Annotated in this window: 16 protein-coding genes; 8 read left to right on the top strand and 8 right to left on the bottom strand. The window is 64.4% G+C overall.

From position 1 onward, the window contains the following. Window positions 1-50 precede the first annotated feature (50 nt). Window positions 51-569: a hypothetical protein gene (locus tag RAD15_RS21735; RefSeq protein ID WP_458180218.1), complete on the top strand. Its 519-nt coding sequence runs from the start codon at window positions 51-53 to the stop codon at window positions 567-569. Window positions 570-887: 318 nt separating this feature from the next. On the opposite strand, the gene RAD15_RS21730 is transcribed toward RAD15_RS21735, so the two are convergent. From RAD15_RS21730 to RAD15_RS21710, 5 genes are all read right to left on the bottom strand, one after another. Further along, entirely contained in the window at window positions 888-2,105 is a 1,218-nt protein-coding gene (locus RAD15_RS21730) for an acyl-CoA dehydrogenase family protein (RefSeq protein WP_458180217.1), read from the bottom strand. A gap of 14 nt (window positions 2,106-2,119) precedes the next feature. Next, window positions 2,120-3,790 carry an AMP-binding protein gene (locus RAD15_RS21725; RefSeq protein ID WP_458180216.1) on the bottom strand — a complete coding sequence of 557 codons (1,671 nt, stop codon included), beginning with the start codon at window positions 3,788-3,790 and terminating at the stop codon, window positions 2,120-2,122. Window positions 3,791-3,874: 84 nt separating this feature from the next. After that, on the bottom strand, window positions 3,875-5,998 hold the full coding sequence (locus tag RAD15_RS21720) for a 3-hydroxyacyl-CoA dehydrogenase NAD-binding domain-containing protein (protein WP_458180215.1): 2,124 nt from the start codon (window positions 5,996-5,998) through the stop codon (window positions 3,875-3,877). Between the two features lie 13 nt (window positions 5,999-6,011). Further along, window positions 6,012-7,220, bottom strand: coding sequence for an acetyl-CoA C-acetyltransferase (locus RAD15_RS21715; protein ID WP_458180423.1), 1,209 nt, complete (start codon window positions 7,218-7,220; stop codon window positions 6,012-6,014). Window positions 7,221-7,392: 172 nt separating this feature from the next. Beyond that, a complete protein-coding gene (locus RAD15_RS21710; protein WP_458180214.1) occupies window positions 7,393-8,121 on the bottom strand; it encodes a TetR/AcrR family transcriptional regulator in 729 nt (242 codons plus the stop codon). A 154-nt stretch (window positions 8,122-8,275) separates the two neighbouring features. On the opposite strand from RAD15_RS21710, the gene RAD15_RS21705 reads away from it, so the two are divergent. Genes RAD15_RS21705 through RAD15_RS21675 form a run of 7 tightly spaced genes read left to right on the top strand, consistent with a single transcriptional unit; the run spans window position 8,276 to window position 16,291 of the window. Then, window positions 8,276-9,589, top strand: coding sequence for a phytoene desaturase family protein (locus RAD15_RS21705; protein WP_458180213.1), 1,314 nt, complete (start codon window positions 8,276-8,278; stop codon window positions 9,587-9,589). A 3-nt stretch (window positions 9,590-9,592) separates the two neighbouring features. Next, window positions 9,593-10,447, top strand: coding sequence for an ABC transporter ATP-binding protein (locus RAD15_RS21700; protein WP_458180212.1), 855 nt, complete (start codon window positions 9,593-9,595; stop codon window positions 10,445-10,447). Next, entirely contained in the window at window positions 10,444-11,238 is a 795-nt protein-coding gene (locus RAD15_RS21695) for an ABC transporter ATP-binding protein (protein WP_458180211.1), read from the top strand. The genes RAD15_RS21700 and RAD15_RS21695 overlap by 4 nt, the downstream gene beginning before the upstream one ends. Beyond that, a complete protein-coding gene (locus tag RAD15_RS21690; RefSeq protein ID WP_458180210.1) occupies window positions 11,238-13,172 on the top strand; it encodes an AMP-dependent synthetase/ligase in 1,935 nt (644 codons plus the stop codon). The genes RAD15_RS21695 and RAD15_RS21690 overlap by 1 nt, the downstream gene beginning before the upstream one ends. Next, window positions 13,173-14,045, top strand: coding sequence for a branched-chain amino acid ABC transporter permease (locus RAD15_RS21685; RefSeq protein WP_458180208.1), 873 nt, complete (start codon window positions 13,173-13,175; stop codon window positions 14,043-14,045). Between the two features lie 4 nt (window positions 14,046-14,049). Continuing rightward, a complete protein-coding gene (locus tag RAD15_RS21680) occupies window positions 14,050-15,096 on the top strand; it encodes a branched-chain amino acid ABC transporter permease (RefSeq protein WP_458180207.1) in 1,047 nt (348 codons plus the stop codon). 34 nt (window positions 15,097-15,130) lie between these two features. After that, the gene (locus RAD15_RS21675; RefSeq protein ID WP_458180206.1) at window positions 15,131-16,291 is read left to right on the top strand and encodes an ABC transporter substrate-binding protein; all 1,161 of its coding nucleotides are present in this window, start codon (window positions 15,131-15,133) and stop codon (window positions 16,289-16,291) included. A 33-nt stretch (window positions 16,292-16,324) separates the two neighbouring features. On the opposite strand, the gene RAD15_RS21670 is transcribed toward RAD15_RS21675, so the two are convergent. From RAD15_RS21670 to RAD15_RS21660, 3 genes are read right to left on the bottom strand one after another with little or no spacing between them, the layout of a single operon-like run. Continuing rightward, the gene (locus RAD15_RS21670; RefSeq protein ID WP_458180205.1) at window positions 16,325-17,509 is read right to left on the bottom strand and encodes an enoyl-CoA hydratase-related protein; all 1,185 of its coding nucleotides are present in this window, start codon (window positions 17,507-17,509) and stop codon (window positions 16,325-16,327) included. 30 nt (window positions 17,510-17,539) lie between these two features. Beyond that, window positions 17,540-18,733, bottom strand: coding sequence for an acyl-CoA dehydrogenase family protein (locus tag RAD15_RS21665; protein ID WP_458180204.1), 1,194 nt, complete (start codon window positions 18,731-18,733; stop codon window positions 17,540-17,542). Further along, window positions 18,730-19,665, bottom strand: coding sequence for an alpha/beta hydrolase (locus RAD15_RS21660; RefSeq protein ID WP_458180203.1), 936 nt, complete (start codon window positions 19,663-19,665; stop codon window positions 18,730-18,732). Before RAD15_RS21660 ends, RAD15_RS21665 begins: the two co-directional genes overlap by 4 nt.

Below are 19,665 nucleotides of genomic sequence, written 5' to 3'. Positions count from 1 at the left end.
TAAACGACGAATTGGACCTGCTCCACACCGTATTCCGAATAGCCGAGGTTATGAAGACCCAGAACCCGTTTACGCTGCCCATTCCGCAGATCGGACTGCACATCGCCGACTGCTGCAAGCGGGATTGGACGCGGGCGGCCGAGCGGGCCGGCATCTGGAACCGGAGCAGCAAGTGGGTGTTCGCCTCGCGCGGGATGCAGTCCGAGGCCGGAGACATCGCCGTCTCCGGATCCGCCATGGCCAACCATCTGCGCAACATGCGCGGCCTGCGCCAGGGCAACCATCGCGACGTGCTGCGCGGCATCCCGCCCTTCTCCATGCACATCATCCGCTCTACCATGGGTGACTACATCCTGGACGAGACCGACCTACCGCCCGGCACCGCATCTCTGATGATCGGCCACGAGACCGCCGGCGACCGCAGGAACGAGCTCGATCGCGTGGGACAGACAGGCAAGCGCTGGTACTTCCAGGCGCAGCGTATCCCGGAGAAGACCGCCGCCATGGCGGAGTGGTGCGACGCTCTTCTGAAGGCGTACTATGCGGCTGGTGGCATCTATCCAGATTGAGATTGATTCCAGCGCCTTTGAGACGCGGATCCAAAAACGACCGTTCGCTTAGCGGTCATCGACTGCTTAACCGCAAAGACGGCACGATCCGATGGTCGCAGCCGCTCAGCAAGGCTTGGCAATACGCGAAGACAAGACCGAAGCTCGATCGCGCGGATCTTCCCCTCTGTCCGCGCGGCGTTTGATGCCGACTGCCTGGACAATGAAGCAATCGCCTAACGCACGTGTGATCGCACTCGCAGACACGCCAGCGACGTTCGTGGATGTTATGGCCGCAGAGGCATCCTTGATCCGCAACCGCAGCGACGATCGAGGCGCTCAAGCCGGAGGTGATCCGGCAGATGAGAGAGGTTCTGCTCGCGGCGAAGAACCGTGCGGATCATCGCAGCTCACCAGATTGGTGCGGCTGATGATCTCCTTCATTATTTCGTTAGTCCCACCATAGATGCGTTGTGCTCTTGAGTCGACAAAGGCGCGGGCAATCGCGTAGTCACGCATATAACCGTATCCGCCGTGCATCTGCAGGCACCGGTCCACGACTTTGCATTGAAGATCCGTGGTCCAGTATTTTGCCATCGCAGCCGCTTCGACATCCAGCTTGCCCTCGAGCGACAGGCCGATGCAGCGATCGACAAATACGCGGGCGATCTGCGTTTCGGTCCGCAGCTCGGCCAGGCTGAATTGCGTATTCTGGAACTCCGCGACCGGACGTCCGAAGGCTTGACGCCCGCGACAATACTCGGCCGTCCATCTCAGCGCCGCCTCGCAAGCAGCCACGGCGACCACGGCGAGTTGCAGCCGCTCCCATGGGAGTTCCTGCATCATGTAGCGGAAACCTTTCCCATCCTCCCCAATCCGGTTTTCGGCTGGTATCCAAACGTCGTCGAAGAAGAGCTCCGACGTATCGGCCGAATGCAGGCCGATTTTCTCGAGATTGCGTCCCTTGCTGAATCCGGCGCGTTCACCCTCCACAAGGAACAGCGAGATGCCGCGGGATCCTTCCGCCTGGTCGGTCTTGGCCGCGACGATGGTGAGGTTGGTGTGCTGCCCGTTGCTGATGAAGGTCTTCTGCCCGTTGAGGCGGTAGCCGCCACCATCGGAGGATGCCAGCGTTCTGATGCGCTGCAGGTCGGATCCGCCGCTCGGCTCCGTCATGGCAAGGGCCCCGATCCGCTCGCCCGCGATCAGGGCGGGCAGCCAGCGCTCCTTCTGTCCTGCCGATCCGTACTTTTCGATATACGAGGTGACGATCTCGGAATGCATCGCAAAACTCAAGGCCATGCCGGTAAGGCCAAGATCGCTGAGCTCCTCCAGCATGATCACGGCCATCAGCCGGTCAGCGCCGATGCCGCCGAGATGCTCCGGCACCGACGTACAGAGCAATCCCTCGTCGCCCATCAGCTTCCAGACGTCGCGCGGCACGATGCCGTCCCGCTCCCATTGGGCATGATTGGGGACGAATTCGCGCTCGAACAACGAGCGGCATTGCGCGCGGAAGATTTCGTGTTCTTCCGAGAAGAGCGTCCGAGGGATCATTGCAGCATCCGATGTCAGGTTACGCCGCCGGTCTCTCGGCGCAGCTCGAGACGGGACAGCTTGCCCACCGCGGTCTTGGGCAATTCCTTGCGGATTTCAAGCTGGCGCGGCATCTCGATCGGCGACAGCCGGTCCTTCAGATGCGCCTGCAGTTGCTCCAGCGTGAGCGAGGCGCCGCCGCGCAGCACGACAAACGCCTTGACCGTCTCGCCGCGATAGGCGTCGGGCACGCCAATCACGATCGTCTCGGCCACCGCGGGGTGCGAGTAGACGGCAGCCTCCACATTAGCGGGATAGACATTGAAGCCACCGGCAATAATCATGTCCTTGAGGCGATCGACGATGAAGAGGTAGCCACGCTCGTCGAACTGCCCGATGTCGCCGGTCCGAAAGAAGCCGTCAATCATGGCCCGCACGGTCTCTTCCTCCCGCTTCCAGTAACCCTTCATCACCTGGGGGCCGGAAACGACGATCTCGCCGGATTGCCCTGCTTCCATCCGCTTGCCGGGATCTGCCGTGTCGCGAATTTCGACGACCGTACCCGGGATCGGCAAGCCTACAGAGGTACGCGGCTCGTCCGGATTGGCCGGCATGATGGTCGCGGCCGGCGACAGCTCGGTCGAGCCGTAGATCTGCCGCACTTTCAGGCCGCTGACGCCTTCGAACTGCTTCAAGACATCCGGCGGCAGCGGCGCACCACCGCACAGGATTGCCTTCACCGACGTCCAGTCGTCGGATCGCATCGCGCCGGTCATCAGGAGAGCGATGAAAATGGTCGGCACGCCGCCGAAGAACGTCGGCCGCCGCTGACGCAGCATCGCGAGCGCCTCATCCGGCGCAAACCGCGGAACCACCATCAGTTCGGCGCCAAGCAGAACCGCGAGGGTCATGCAGACCGAGATTCCGGTGATGTGCGAGAACGGCAGCGGAATCAGAAGACGCTCCTTGCCATCCTGAAGAGACGGAAACCACGCCCGTATCTGGCCGGCATTGATGGTCAGGTTGGCGTGGGTGAGCATGGCGCCTTTCGGCGTACCCGTGGTGCCGCCGGTATATTGCAGGACCGCGAGCGCTTCGCGCGGATCGAGGGGCGGCGCCGCGAAGCGACCATCATTGGCAAGCAGAGCCTGCAGCGGAATGAGCTTCGCGGCATGCGCGGGCCGGGACGCATCCGGGCCGGCCGGCGCAAGTTCGCCTGCGTCGGCCGATGCCGTCACGACCCGATCAAGCGTTCCCGACTCCAGAAGCGGCATCAACCGGCCGACCATGTCGGGACTGTCGAGCGTGAGCAGGATCTTCGCGCCGCTGTCGTCCAGCATGTGCTGGACCGTGCCTGGTGCGAACAGCGCGTTGATGCTGACGAGCGTTGCACCGATCGACAGCGCCGCGAAGAACCAGATCGGTACAGCCGGATGGTTGGGCATCATCACCGCGACGCGATCGCCGCTGCGGACGCCGGCGTCCTGCAGCCCGCGCGCGGTCCGCGCCACCAGTGCCCGCATCTCAGCATAGGTCCACGCTTTATCGCCGAGCGAGAGTGCGGTACTATCGGGGAATTTCGCAGCGGCCCGTGTCAGAAGGTCGGGCATGGAGACCGGCCCGCCGGGTTCGAGGGCGGGCGGCACCCCCTCGGGATACTGCGCGATCCACGGAAAGCGCGCGCCTGCAACGGATTTGTCGAGCATAGGACGATCCTCTCCGATCATGTCTGCAACGCAGGTGCCCTGACGGCACTCTTTTCGCGTCGCCGGCTTCGAAGGCCGAAAACGTCAGGCCGCGCGCAACGTCTCGCCGCGGGCGGCGCGATCACGCAGGGTCTGCGGCGGCATGAAGCGGGGGCCGTAGAGCTGCGCAAGCCGATCGCACTCGGCAACGAAACGCGCGATGCCGACAGTGTCGACCTGACTCACGACACCGCCAAGCGCTGCCGGAAAACCCCAGCCGAGGATCGAGCCGACGTCGGCGTCGCGCGCGGTCACGATCTTCTCCTCGAGGCAGCGCGACGCCTCGATCGACTGGATGTACATCAGCCGCTTCTTCACCTCGTCGAGCGTCGGCTGCTCGCGCAGACGCGGGAAATGCGCGGCCAGGTCCGGCCAGAGCCGCTTGCTGCCGTCGGCCGCGTAGTCGTAGAAGCCGCAGCCGCTCTTGCGGCCGAGACGGCCGAGCCCCTCCACCATCCTGATCAAGACCGGGTCCTGCGGCTGCGACCGGTAGGCCGAACCGAGATCTGCCTCGGTCTGCCGCATCACCTTGTGCATGAGCTCCAACGACACTTCGTCCATCAGCGCGAGCGGGCCGACGGGCATGCCGCCATTGGTTCCGGCGCGCTCGATCAGCGATGGATTGACGCCATCGTTCAGCAAAGCCATGCCTTCGTAAACGTAGGTGCCGAAGACGCGGCTGGTGTAGAACGCGCGGCCGTCATTGACCACGATGGGCGTCTTGCGGATCGCCTTCACGAAGTCCATCGCGCGAGCGATGGTGTCTTCCGACGTCCCGCGGCCGCGAATGACCTCGACGAGCGGCATCCGGTCGACGGGCGAGAAGAAGTGGAGCCCGACAAAATTGGCCGGCCTTTGCGAGGCCTCGGCCAGGCCCGTAATCGGCAATGTCGAGGTGTTGCTGGCGAATAGCGCGGTCGCCGAAAGCACCTGTTCCGCCGCGCGCGTCACCTGTTCCTTGACGTGGCGGTCCTCGAATACGGCCTCGATGACGATGTCGGCATCGGCGAGCAGATCATAGCTCTGCGTCGGCTTGATCCTCGCGAGGATGGCATCGCGTTTGTCGGACGGCAGGCGTCCCTGCTGGACCTGCTTGTCCAGAAGCTTCGCCGAATAGCTCTTGCCCTTCTCGGCGGCGGCCGTCGTCTGGTCGATCAGCACGACCTCGAGCCCGGCCTCGGCGGCGACATGAGCGATGCCCGCGCCCATCATGCCGGCGCCAAGCACGCCGACCTTGCGGTAGGTTTGCGCCGGCACGCCAATGGGCCGACCAACCAGCTTGTTGGCATCGCCGATCGCGAAGAACAGGGTGCGGATCATGTTCTGCGCTTCAGGCGAGATCGCCAGCCGCGCAAATTGCCGGTTCTCGATCCTCAAGCCGGTATCGATACCGACATGGCAGCCGTCATAGACGCTTTCCATGATCGCGGCCGGCGCCGGATAGAGACCCGCCGTCTTGCCGCGCAACGCCGCCGCCGCTCCCATGAACAAATGCCAGGACGGCTGGCTCTGGACGTTGCCGCCGGGAAGACGAAAGCCCTTCCTGTCCCAGGGCTTCGTCACATTGGCGGCACCTTCCGTGCGGAGCCATTGCAGGGCGCGTGACATCATCTGGTCCTTGGGCACGACCTCGTCGACCAATCCCAGCTCCTTCGCCTTGGCGACGGCGACCTTGCGACCTTCCATCAGCATCGGCAGCGCGTTCTTCAGGCCGATCATCCGCGGCAGCCGCTGCGTTCCTCCCGCGCCCGGCAGCAAACCGAGCGTCACCTCGGGCAATCCGATCTGCGTCCTGGGATTGTCGGCGGCGATCCGGTAATGGCAGGCGAGACAGAGCTCATAGCCGCCGCCGAGCGCGGAGCCATTGATCGCCGCGACAAACGGCTTGCCGCTGGTTTCGATCTCCCGGAACAGGCGCGACAGCCGCCACGGCACCGCCATGGCCTTGGCTGCATCGGTCATGCCGCGCAACGTATCGAGATCCGCGCCAACGACGAATTCGGGCCGGGATGAGGTGACAATGGCCCCCGCGATCGCGGGGTCGGCGATAACCTTGCGGGCCGCCGTCTCGAAGGCCGCAATCGAACTGTCGTTGAGCACGTTCATGGGACGGTCGGCGACGTCGAAGGTCAGCGTGGCAATGCTGTCGTCGAAACGAAGATCAATCAATTCAGCCTCCTGATCACACGCGCTCGACGATCATGCTCGTCCCCATTCCGGCGCCCACGCACAGCGTCACTGCGCCGGTCGAGAGGTCGCGCCTTTCCAATTCGTCGATCAACGTGCCCAGGAGCATCGCACCGGATGCGCCCAAGGGATGACCGAGCGCAATAGCGCCGCCATTGACGTTGACCTTGTCGTGTCCGATGTCGAGCGCCTCCATGAAGCGCAGCACCACCGCGGCGAACGCCTCATTGCACTCGAAAAGATCGATGTCGCTCGCCTTCATGCCCGCGCGCTTCAACGCCTTGTCGGTCGAGTATGACGGGCCGGTCAGCATGATGGTCGGCTCCGAGCCGATGGAGGCAAATGCGCGGATGCGGGCGCGCGGTTTCCGGCCGAGGATCGAAATCGCCTCCTCACCTCCGATCAGGACCGCTGCGGCGCCGTCGACGATGCCGGAGGAGTTTCCGGCGTGATGCACATGGTCGATGCGTTCGACCTCCGCATAACGCTGAAGAGCGACGGCATCGAAGCCGAACTTCTCTCCCTGGATCGCGAAGGACGGCTCCAGCGCGCCGAGCGTCTGCATCGTGGTCTCGGGACGCGGGTGCTCGTCTCGGTCGAGGATGACAATGCCGTTGTCGTCACGAACCGGCACCACCGAGTTCGCAAAGTAACCTGCGGACCATGCCCTGGCGGCCCGCTTCTGGCTCTCGACGGCGTAACTATCCACGTCGTTGCGCGAGTAGCCGTGGATGGTCGCGATCAAGTCAGCGGAAATCCCCTGTGGGACGAAGTAGTTCGGGATTGTGAAGTGCGGATCAGACACCAGTGCGCCGCCGGATGAAAACATCTCGATCCGCGACATGCTTTCCACGCCGCCACCGATCGCGATGTCGGATTGTCCGGCCATGACTTGTGCCGCCGCCATGTTGCAGGCTTCGAGGCCCGAAGCGCAGAAGCGGTTGATCTGAACGCCCGGCGTAAGCTGATCGTAGCCCGCGACGAGGACAGCCGTGCGGGCAATGTCGGCACCCTGCTCGTTGACGGGGTCAGCGACGCCGAGGATCACATCGTCGACCCGGGCCGTATCCAGCTCGGACCGATCGCGAAGGCTTCTCAGAACGCCGGCCGCGAGGCGAAGTGGCGACACTTCGTTGAGCGAGCCGGATGCGCGTCCCCGGCCACGAGGCGTTCGGACGGCGTCGAAGACGTACGCGTGACCCATATTCTCACCCTGGCAAAGTTCGCTCCCGGATCCGCTATAATATAATCCGGATAGCCGGTCAATTAATTGCAGCGACACGACGCCCCGCGCCATGTGATCAATCCAGGAGAGGCGACACTTGATCAGTGCGGCCAAATGACGGGCGCGCTCCGGGCTGGCACGCGGCGGCCGCTCACGAACGCTGCGCATCCGCTGCGCGAAGGGCCTTGAGAGATCCAGAGCTTGCGATGCCGTGCAGAAACTGGTCAACGACCATGTCGGCAAACTCGGCAGGACCGATCCCACCCTTGGGATCGTACCAGGTGTGGCTGAAGTTGAGAGTGCCAAACAGCATCATCGCGTAGATCTTCTTGGTCCGCTTGACGATTTTGCCCTTGTTGTCGAGTTGGACAATAAGACCGGTTATCAGATCGACGATCTGCCGTTCGAGCGACTTGATCGTTTGCTGGTCATCCTCGCCGAGGAACGTCAGGTCGTTGAGGATCAGGCGCTGCTCCTGCGGCGAGCGCGCATTGAGATCGACAATGGCGCGAATAGCGGCGCGGAATTGATCGGGAGTCGAGGAGTGGTTCGCAATTGCGGTCTCCACATCCACGATCATCTGATGCACGTGCTCGTCCAGGATCGCGAACAATATCGCTTCCTTGGAGTCGAAGTAGTGGTACAGCGCGCCGCGCGAGAGCTTGCACGCCTCGGCCAGGTCGGCAATCGAGGCGCGCATGTAGCCTTGATTTGCGAAGAGGCCGCGCGCCGCGACAAGAATTCCCCGCTGGATATCGTCGTAATTCTCCGAGCGTGTCCGCGCCATATCGTCTCTCTCGTCAAGTATCGGCGCCGCCGGATCCGACGACTCGCGTCCCTCTATACTACTGGTGCGCGCAACGCGCTGGGCTCGCCCCACGCCATTTCACCAGAACTCTTCGACTTGACCGCCCAAATTTGATCTAGATCAAAAAATAATTTGAACGGCCGGTCGGATTATAATATCCTCTGTCCTCACGGGCAAGCAGTTCACGCACGCGGGAGCAACCCAGCGGCATCGAGGGAGGTTGTTCGTGAGCAGTCGAAAGATCGATGCTGTCGTGATTGGAGCCGGCGCCGGCGGGTTGTGCGCTGCGGCGCGGTTGGCTCACGCCGGGCTCTATACAGTGCTTGTCGACGACCACGATCGCCTCGGCGGCCGAGCCTCGACCGAGGAGATCGAGGGATTCAAGGTCAATATCGGCGCGATCGCGATCGAGTTCGGCGGCGTCTTCGAAGAGACATTCCGAACTGTCGGCGTCCCCCTCAACATCCGTGCGCCGGAGCCCGCGAGTTCCTTCTTCATCGACGGACGGCTGATCGACGTCGGCCGCGGCGGCTGGTCGCTCCTGCTCGGACAGTTGACCAAACAGGCTTCGCGCATCCTTGAAAAATTCGCAGACGCACGCTCGGGCAACCTGCCCGACGGCCGACAATCCACCGAAGACTGGCTGAAGGGCTACACCAGCAACGCAACCGTGCATGCCCTCTTCCGCAATCTGTGTGCGGCGATCTTTGCCTGCAATGCAGCCGAGCTGCCGGCCCGCGCGTTCCTGACCTATTTCACCAGCAAGGGCGCCTTCAAGAAGTTCGGCTTCTGCCCGGAAGGAACGATCGGCGTCTGGAACAGCCTTGCGACGGCGGTGAGACGCAACGGCGACGTATGGCTCGGCACCCCAGCCACCGAAATCCACGCCGCCAATGGCCGCATCACCGGCGTCACGGTCCGCCGGGACGGTGCGCTCGTGCGGATCGATACCGACCTCGTCATCAGCAATGCCGGACCAAAAGCAACGGTCGCGCTCACCGGTGAAGCCGCATTCCCCGCCGACTACGTAACGCAAGTCAGGAACGGCCTTCGCCCGGCGGCCAATATCGTCATCAACATCGCCAGCCGCGAGCCCCTGGTGGATCATCCCGGCATTGTCACCTTCGGCAGGACGCGGCGGCTCTGCAACATGGCCAACCTCTCCGCCACCTGCCCCGAACTCGCGCCGCCCGGCTGGCATCTCTACGTCGCCTATGCCGTGCCGGTCCCCGCGCTCGGCGATTTCGACTCTGAATCCGAGATTGCGCTTGCGCTCTCCGACCTGCGCGAGCAGTTCGGCAATTTCGATCAGGCCAAGATCCTCTCGATCCGCGTGATGCGCGACGACTGGCCGGCGCAACGGAGCTGCGCCGGCTACGACCTGCCGCGCGAGACCGGCATCGAGGGCCTTTGGTGCGTCGGCGACGCGGTCAAGCAATATGGCAATGGCGGCACCCAGGCCTGTGCCGAGACGGCGAAGATCGTGACCGACGCCATCCTGGCCACGCGGTCGCCCGTCACCCAAGCGAGCCGGGTCTAAGCGATGCCGACCACTCTACCGATCCCGACATCTTCCACCGCACCGCAGGCCACGCCAGCGCCGGATTGCCTGCTCGAATTCCGCAACATTCGCATCGTCTACGACAACGCGATCGAGGCCATTCGCGACGTCTCGATTGCGGTGCCCGAAGGCGGCATCGTCGCCCTGCTCGGCTCCAACGGCGCCGGCAAATCGACGCTGCTGAAAGCGATGTCCGGCATCCTCTACACCGAGGAAGGCGTGATCGAGAACGGCAGCATCCGCTTCCGTGGCGAGGACGTGCATCAGCTCGCCCCCGACGGGCTCGTACGCCTCGGAATCGTGCAGGTACCCGAGGGCCGTCGCGTCTTCGCTGCGCTGACGATCGACGAAAATCTCCAGATGGGAGGCTACACGAGGACCGCCGCGGAGGCGCGCGAGCGTCGCGACAAGGTATTCTCGCTGTTCCCACGACTCCACGAACGGCGCGACCAGATCGCCGGCTACATGTCCGGTGGGGAACAGCAGATGCTGGCGATCGGCCGCGCCCTCATGACCGATCCGGTTCTGCTCGCGCTCGACGAGCCGTCGCTGGGGCTCGCGCCTCTGATCATCGACCGCATCTACGAGGTGATCGCCCGCCTGCGCGACGAATTGAAGATGACGGTGCTGCTGGTCGAGCAGAACGCGCAGCGCGCGCTCGACATCGCCGATTACGGTTACATCCTCGAAACCGGGCGCGTCGTGCTCGACGGGACCGCCAGAGAGCTCACGGCCAACGAGGACGTCCAGGAATTCTACCTCGGCGTCTCCTCGGCCGGCCACAAGAGCCTGCGCGAGGTCAAGCACTACAAGCGGCGCAAGCGGTGGCTGTCGTGACCGCGCTCCTCACCGTCGAAAACCTCAGCAAGCGTTTCGGCGGCCTTCAGGCCATTGCCGACGTCAGCCTCACGGTCGCACCCGGCGAGATCTGCAGCGTGATCGGCCCGAACGGTGCCGGCAAGACCACCCTGTTCAACATGATCTCCGGCGTGCTGCGGCCGAGCGGCGGCCGGATCGCATTCGACGGCATCGATGTTTCGACCATCTCGCCCTGGCGGTTTGCCGCCGCCGGGATCGGCCGCACCTTCCAGAACCTCGCTCTGTTCAAGCACGGCACGGTGGTCGAGAACATCCTGACCGGCCGCCACACCCATCTGCGTTCCAACGTGATCGATGCCGTCGTCTTCTTCGGCCGCACCCGCCGCGAGGAGATCGCGGCGCGGCAACGGGTCGAGCACATCATCGAGTTCCTCGAGATCGAGCATGTCAGGGACGCGGTCGTCGGGACGCTGCCCTATGGCCAGCAGAAACGCGTCGAGCTTGCGCGCGCGCTCGCCTCGGAGCCCAAGATCCTGCTGCTCGACGAGATGGTCTCGGGCATGAACCAGGAGGAGACAGAGGACATCGCCCGTTTCGTCCTCGACATCAGGGACGAGCTCGGCATCACCGTCTTGATGATCGAGCATGAGATGCGGATCGTCATGGACATCTCCGATCGCGTCCATGTGCTCAATTTTGGCCGCAAGATTGCCGAAGGCACGCCCGACGAGATCAGGCACCACCCGGCCGTTGCCGAAGCCTATCTCGGCGGCAAACGCTCCGGCGCCATTGCAAAGGCGGGATCGTGATGTCGACGCTCGACAGCCTCCGTGCCACGCTTCCGCCGCTCCAGGCCGCCGCCCCCCGCTGTGCGCCCGCAAGCGACGCAGCGACCTTCCGTGCCTCGCTCCGGGACGGCGCCATCACCATTCCGCAAATCCTGCGACAGCGTGCCGCCATGCATGGCGAGGCGCGGGCCTTGCGCGAAAAGGATTACGGCATCTGGAACCCTTACTCCTGGCGCCACTATCACGAGAGGGCGCGCGCGGTGGCGTTCGGCCTGCTGTCGCTCGGCATCAAGGCGGGAGACCGCATCGCCATCGCCGGCGAGAATACGCCGGAATGGTTCTACGCCGATCTCGGCGCGCAGATGATCGGGGCGGTGACCGTCGGCATCTACCCAACCAATCCCTGGGTCGAGCTGCAATACATCGTCAAGCATTCCGGCGCCCGTGTCGTCGTCACCGGCGACCAGGAGCAGACCGACAAGGTGCTGGACGCCATGGCCAACAATGGCGGACTGCCCAGTGTCGAGGCCATCATCTGCATCGACATGAAGGGCCTGCGGCACTACCGCCAGTCCGGGCTGATGTCGTTCGACGCGCTGTGCCAGCGCGGCCTTGCCCATGGGCGCGAGACTCCGGACGCGAACGCAACACTCGACCGCCTGATCTCGCAAGGCGCGCCCGACGACGTCTGCATCCTGGTATACACCTCCGGCACGACCGGCCCGCCCAAGGGCGCGATGCTGACGCATCGCAATCTCGTCTACGCCGCCTTCACCTACGCAGAAGCCGTCGGCATCGCGGACAAGTCGTTCGAGGCCGTCAGCTACCTGCCGCTGTGCCACGTCGCGGAGCGCTGCTACGGCATGGTGACGCATCTGGTGCTCGGCGGCACGGTGAGCTTTGCCGAATCGATCGACACCGTCGCCACCAATATCCGCGAGATCGCGCCGACCTTCTTCGTCGGCGTACCGCGCATCTATGAGAAACTGCAACAGGGCTTTCTGTTCCGGCTCGGCGAAAGCGGCAGGCTGCGGCAGCGCCTGACCAGGGCTTGCCTCGCCTGGGGCCGCACGCTTTCCGACCGTCGGCAGGCTGGCAAGGAAAGCCTCGCCGACCGGGCGGCTTACGGCCTGCTCTATGTCCTGATGTTCCGCAATCTGCAGCGTCACCTCGGCTTCGCCCATAGCCGCCATCGGCTCTGCGCGGGCGCGTCGATCTCGCCCGAGACCCTGCGCTTCTTCGACATCATCGGCCGCCCGGTCTCGCAGGGCTACGGGCTCACCGAAAGCGGCGGCGTCGCCTTCGTCCAGTCGGCAAGCCACCACCGGATCGGCGGCTGCGGCCTGCCGCTTCCCAGGACCGAATGGAAGCTCGGCGACGACGGCGAGATCCTGCTGCGCAGTCCCGGTGTCTTCAAGGGCTACTTCCTCGACGAAAAGGCCTCGACGGCCTCGCTCGAGGCCGGCGGCTGGCTGCGCACCGGCGACATCGTCGAGGTGCTCGACGATGGCGAGATCACGGTGGTCGACCGCAAGAAGGCCATCATCATCACCGCCGGCGGCAAGAACATCGCGCCCTCCGAGATCGAGAACGCGCTGAAGGATTCCGAATTCGTCAAGGAAGCGATCGTGGTCGGCGAGGCCAGGAAGTATCTCGGCGCCATCATCCAGGTCGACTACGACAATGTCGGCCGCTGGGCACGCGACCGGGCGCTGGCCTACACCAACTACAAGTCGCTGTCGCAGCTTACCGAAGTGCACGAGCTGGTCGAGCGCATCGTCAACGAGACCAACAAGCGCTTTGCCCGGGTCGAGAACGTCAGACGGTTTGCCATCCTGGAAAAGGAGCTCGACCACGACGACGGCGAGCTGACCGCCACGCAGAAGGTGCGACGCGCCATGATCGAGAAGAAGTTCGCGCGCGAGCTCGCCATCATCTATCCGGCGGAGGACTGAATGCAGTATCTCCTGCAGCTCCTGATCTCCGGCCTTGCGATCGGCGCAATCTACGGCCTGATCGCGATGGGCTTTGCGGTCATCTACAAATCGACCGGGCTGGTCAATTTCGCGCAGGGCGAGATGACCATGATCACGGCCTATATCGCCTGGACCATCTCGACCACCGTCAGCGGAAACGTCGTCGTGGTCGCGTTCGGCGCCATTGTCGCCGCGATCCTGCTCGGCCTGATCATCGAGCGCGTCGTGATGCGGCCGATGCTGGGCGAGCCGGTGTTCGCGACCGTGATGGTGACCATCGGGCTGGCGGTGATCCTGCGCTCGGCGATCAACTTCGTCTGGGACGCCTATCCGCACGGCCTCGACGTCGGAATGGGTCGCGACATCGTCCGCCTGGGTGGAATTGGCGTCCGCACCGGCCAGATTGCCGTCATCGCGACGCTGCTGTCGCTGCTCGCGGCGATCTGGGCGTTCTTCCGCTACAGCAAGATGGGGGTCGCGATGCGCGCGGTTGCGGCCGATGACCGGACCGCGTTGCTGATGGGCATCAGCGCCACCCGCGTCCATGCGCAGGCCTGGGCGGCCTCTTCGGTCATCGCCGGAATCGGCGGGGTGTTCTTCGCACTTTCCTACGATCTGTCGCCGGCGATGTTCCAGCTCGGGCTCAAGGCGTTTCCAGCCACCATCCTGGGCGGGCTCGATGCCGTGCTCGGCTCCGGCCTCGGCGGCCTTCTCATCGGCATCACCGAAAATCTCGCCGGCGGCTACATCGGCTCCGGCATGAAGGAGATTGCGGGCTTCGCGATGATCATCGTCGTACTGATGATCCGCCCGTTCGGCATGTTCGGCGAACGCGACATCGAGAGGGTCTAGGACGATGCGCACCGGCGACTACAAGCAGACCTATGGCGAACTCGTCGCCCTGATCGATTCACCCCCGGTCTGGCTGTGGTCGGCGGTGCTGATGCTGGCGCTGATCGCTGCGCCCCACGTGCTGAACGCCTACGCGCTGTCGTTCCTGATGATCATCCTGATCACCGTAACCGGCGCGCTCGGCCTCAACATCCTGACCGGCTACACCGGCCTGATCTCGCTTGGCCACGTCGGCTTCCTCGTCACCGGCGCCTATGCCTATGCCATCCTGGTGGCGAAATATCACCTGCCGCCGCTGGTCGGCTTCCTCGGCGCGGGGCTCGTGCCGGCGCTGGCGAGCCTGATCGTCGGTGCGCCGTCGCTGCGCCTGAAGGGCCTCTACCTCGCGATCACGACGCTCGCCTTTTCGTTCATCATCAACACGGTGATCCTGGAGATGCGCTGGCTCACCAACGGCGCCCGCGGCATCTCCGTGCAGCGGCCGGAGATTCTCGGCATCAGCTTCGACAGCGACGCGGCCTTCACCTACCTTTGCCTTGGGGTCGCCACGCTGACCCTGTTTGCCACCCTCAACATTCGCCGTACCCGGGTCGGCCGGGCTTTTGTCGCGATCCGCGACAACGACACCGCGGCCCGCGTCATGGGCATCAACCTGCATGCCTACAAGCTGCTCGCCTTCGTCACGTCGGCATTCATCACCGGCCTCGCCGGCGCCCTTTACGGCATCTATCTCTCCTTCGTCAGCGTCGAAGGCTTTCCGTTCCTGCTATCGATCGAGGCGCTCGCGATCCTGATCGTCGGCGGCCTCGGCTCGGCGCTCGGCGCCGTGCTCGGGACCGTTCTGATCGTGCTGCTTCCCGAGGCGACGCGCCTCGTCTTCAGCGTCTTCAGCGCGCAGCTCGACGCGGTGTTTACGACCGGTGCGCAGGAGCTGAAGAGCATGCTCTATGGCCTCGTCATCATCCTGTTCCTTCGGTTTCAGCCGCGCGGCCTGGTCGGTGCCTGGCACGACATCCGCCGCGCCTGGGTGAACTGGCCGCTGCGGTACTGAACATAAAGACCAATATTGGAGGGAGGACAGAGACATGAGAAATCATCCAAGGACTGGATCCCTGTTGCTCGCGGCAACGCTGCTCGCCGGCGGCAGCGCGCTGGCCGCCGATCCCGGCATCACCGACACGGAGATCCTGATCGGCGACGTCGAACCGCTCACCGGTCCACCGGCGCTCCTCGGCGTCGCCGCCTCGATCGGCCACAAGATCGCGATCGCGGAAGCCAACAATGCCGGTGGCATCAACGGCCGCAAGATCAAGTACGTGCTGGAGGATGACGGCTACGTCACAGCGCGCACCATCCAGGGCGCCAAGAAGGTGATCGAGGTCGACAAGGTCTTTGCCATGCTCGGCATGTCCGGTTCCGGCCAGTCGATCGCCGTGATGCCCGTGCTGGAGAAGGCAGGCATCCCGACGGTGATCGACGTCGCGCCGGTCAAGCTGCTGTGGGAGCCGCCGCGCAAGAACGTGTTCGTGGTCGGTCAGTCCTACGAGGAAGGAATCATCCATCTCGTCAACTACCTCGCGGAGAAGAACCCCGGCAAGAAATGGGGCCTCATCACGCAGGACGACGACTACGGCATCACGGTGCGCGATGGCTTCGATTCCGTGGTCAAGTCGAAGAAGCTGAACGTCGTCTACAGCGGCAATTACAAGAAGGGCCAGCAGGATTTTTCGTCCGACATGCTCCAACTGAAGGATTCCGGCGCCGAAGTATTCTTGGCCGGCGGCATCATCGCGGAGAATATCGCGATGATGAAGGAGCTCGAGAAGCTCAACGTCAAGCCGGTGACCGGCATCTTCTGGCCCGGCCGCGTCGAGCCGGTGCTCAAGCTGATGGGGCCGGCCGGCGATGGCATCTTCGCGGTGGATTATGTCGAGCCTTTTGCCGGCGAAGCCGGCAAGGCGTTCCTCGAGAAGGCAAAGCCGCTCGTGTCGGAAGCCGAGTTCAAGGGGATCAATCGCTACACGATGAGCGGCTATGCCGCGGCCAAGGTCCTGATCGCGGCGATCGAGCGTTGCGGCAAGCAGCCGACCTGGGCCTGTACGATCAGCGAGCTGGAGAAGACCAAGAATGTCGAGACCGGCGTGATGGCTCCGATCAGCTTCGGACCCGGCGTCCACTTCTCGAACCAGAAGCTGCAGATCATGCAGGCCAACACGGCGACGGTCAGCTTCAAGCCCGTGAAGTGACGACGTCAGGCGGATGGCCAGGGCCGCGTCCGGTCATCCGCCTTTAAAGACGGGCCGACGCCTGGCCGCGAAGGCGGCGATGCCCTCGCGCGCATCGTCGGACTGGCTCGCGCCGACGATGGATCGCATTTCGGCTTCGAGTTGAGTGCCGAGGCTCGCTTCAAAGGACTGCCGAAGCATGCGCCGCATGGCTCCGAAGGCCCGCGTCGGCCCCGCCGCCAGTTCGCGGACGACGGCAATCGCTTCCGCTTCCACCGCATCGTCCGGCACGAGGCGGGAGACCAGGCCGAATTCCAGGGCTTCTTGCGCCGACAGGCGGCGATTGAGCAGGAACAGTTCCTGCGCCCGCCGCATTCCGACCATGCGCGGCAGGAACCAGGTGTTGCCGCCGTCGGACGTCAGGCCTAGCGCACCATATCCGAGAGCAAAGCGCGCGTCGGCGGATGCGACCACGATGTCCGCGATGTAAAGGAAGCCCAATCCGCCTCCGGCCGCCGCGCCGCGCACCGCCGCAACGACCGGCGCATCGATGCTGGTCAAGCGATCGATGGCGCGATGATAACCCTCGATCATGCGACGAAGCTTGCCCGGCAGTTCGGCCGACGGCGTGCCGGCGAAGAAATTGACGTCCCCTCCCATGGTAAAGTTCGGCCCGTTCCCTGCAACCAGGACGGCGCGCAAGGCCGGGGCTTCGGCAATTCGCACCGAAGCTTCTTCGAGATCCGCGGCCATCTCCTCGTTGATGGCATTGCCCTTGTCGGGGCGATTTAGCCGAAGCGTCGCGACGCCATCTGCGATATCGAGGAGGACGGTCTTGAAGGGGCTCGCGGCATCATGCCAGCGGGCCGTATCGGTATATTGCTCGAGGCGCGCGATGCGCTCACCCTCGAACGTGATGAGGTGCGCGAAGGAGGCGTCGAGAGAGGCTCCTCCATCTTTGCCCTCGCCACGATACCGGCCCGTCACGAGCAGGCACGCCTCTCCGATCTCGAGAAAGCGCTCCGGCTCCGCACGTGCGGCAAAATGCCGGGCGATCGCGCCCCATCCGTTGCGGCGCATCGCGGAGGAGCCCTCGTGCCGGCCGCCAATGCCGAAGGGCATTCCCTCGGCGATCTCGCCGACGAAATCCGGATGGAGCAGCATCTCGAGCCGCTCCCTGTTTCCGGCCGCCAGTGCGGCGTAGAGCGCCCGCGCGGTGTCCGAACGCGTGTTCTGCATTCTCGTGCTCCCCATCCGGCAAGGGTCCGGCTACATCCGCTTCGCGACTTCTTCCAGCATCACCTCGGTGGCGCCGCCACCGATGGTCAGGACCCGCGCGTCCCGAACCATGCGCTCGATCGGCGTGCCGCGCATGAAGCCGCTGCCGCCGTGCAACTGCAGACAGCCGTGCACGACTTCGTGCAGCACTTCGGGCGACAGCGCCTTGACCATCGAGACCTCGCGCAAACAGGGCTGCCCGGCCGCGGCGAGCTCGGCGGCGTGATAGGCAAGCTGGCGCGCGGCGGCGGCCTTGGCCGCGAGCTGGGCGAGCTTCAGCCGCACGGCCTGCTGGTTCCAGAGCGGTCCGCCGAACGCCTGCCGTGTCTTCACGTAGTTTGCGGTCAGCTCGATCGCCTTGGCGGATTCCCCGGCGCAGATGCCGCCGATGCAGATGCGCTCGTTCTGGAACGTCTCCATGATGCCGTAGAAGCCCTTGTTCTCCTCTCCGAGCAGGGCATTGGCCGGCACACGGACGTCATGGAAGGCGATTTCGGCGGTGTCCGAGCAGAGCCAGCCGTGCTTGTCGAGCTTGGTCACGGCGATGCCGGGCAAATTGCGCTCGACGATGAACAGCGAAAGACCCCGGCTGCCCTTGGCGTTCGGATCAGTACGGGCCGCGACGATCAGGATGTCGCCGTAGACCGCGTTGGTGATGAACATCTTCGAGCCGTTGATCACCCAGCCGTCGCCATCGCGGGTTGCCCGGGTCTTCAGGCCCGCGACGTCGGAGCCGGCATCCGGCTCGGTCACTGCAATCGAGCAGATGGTCTCGCCGCGGATGATCGCCGGCAAATATTTCTGCTTCTGCTCCGGCGTGCCGCGCAGCGAGATGTGCACCGCCGACATGTCGGTGTGCACCAAGGTCGACGACGTAAACCCGCCGAAACTCGAGCGCCCCAGCTCCTCGGCGAACACCATCGAGGCCAGCGGTCCCATGTCGGTGCCGCCATACTCCGGCGCATGGCGCATGCCGAGGAATCCGAGCGCGCCCATGCGGCGAAAGATCTCGCGCGGGATCTTGCCGTCGCGCTCCCAGACTTCGCCATGCGGCACCACCTCCCTCTCGACGAAGCGGCGCACCTGCTCGCGCAGCATGCGAAGCTCCTCGGGCAGATTGGGCTGCTCCGAGAATTGGAATTCGGCTTCGACAGGCTGGCGGGAACCTGAAGTCATGACGTTCATTGTGCCGCCCTCCCATCGTCGATGTGAAGATGTCCGCGCAGGAATTTTGCGAGCGCTGCGATCGCTTCGCCGGCCTGCGGGATTTCCGGGAACATCTGGAATACGTGGATCATGCCATCGAAGACCTGCAACTCGACGTTGACGGCGGCGGCCATGGCCCTGGCGGCGAGCTCGGTCGAATCGTCGCGCACCGTCTCGCGGTCGCCGACCTGGATCAGAAGCGGCGGCAAGCCGGACAGATCGGCGTAGAGCGGCGAGGCCAACGGATGACGCGGATCGCCATCCCGGCCCAGATAGTTCTTCGCAAGCGCGAGGATCATCGCACGCTGATGGATCGGGTCGGCCTTCGCGCGGCTTTCGTAGCTCGCACCTGTCGCGGCGAGGTCGGTCCAGGGCGACATCAGCAGGGCGGCAGCCGGCAGGGTCTCGCCGCGATCTCGCAACGCCAGCATGGCGCCCAGCACGAGATTGCCGCCGGCCGAGTCTCCCGCGAGCGCGATGTCAGCCGGCTGCAACCCCTGGTCGAGCAGGTATCGATAGGCGGCCAGCGCATCGTCCAGCGCGGCTGGAAAGCGATGCTCGGGCGCCAGGCGGTAGTTGATCGCCAGGACGCGGCAGCCACAGGCATGACCGATGCGCGCGATCAGATCGCGGTACGAGGCAATCGAGCCGATACGGAAGCCGCCGCCATGGAGATAGAGAATGGCTTTCTCCTGCGGCGCGGCGGGAGGCAGGATCCACTCGCCCTCGACACCGCCGGCGGAGACCTGACGCCAGGTCACCGGCACGGAGCAACCCGCGAACGCTTCATCCCAATGGTGGCGCATCTGCTCGACGCCCGTATCGCGCGTCCATTTGCGGTAGATCGACTGCAACCGCTCGACCGCACGATCCACGGGGGTCACCGCAATATCGCTGGCCGCATCCTTCAT

This window comes from Bradyrhizobium sp. 14AA (assembly GCF_054185205.1).
This window is presented reverse-complemented; position numbering and strand designations above follow the sequence as displayed.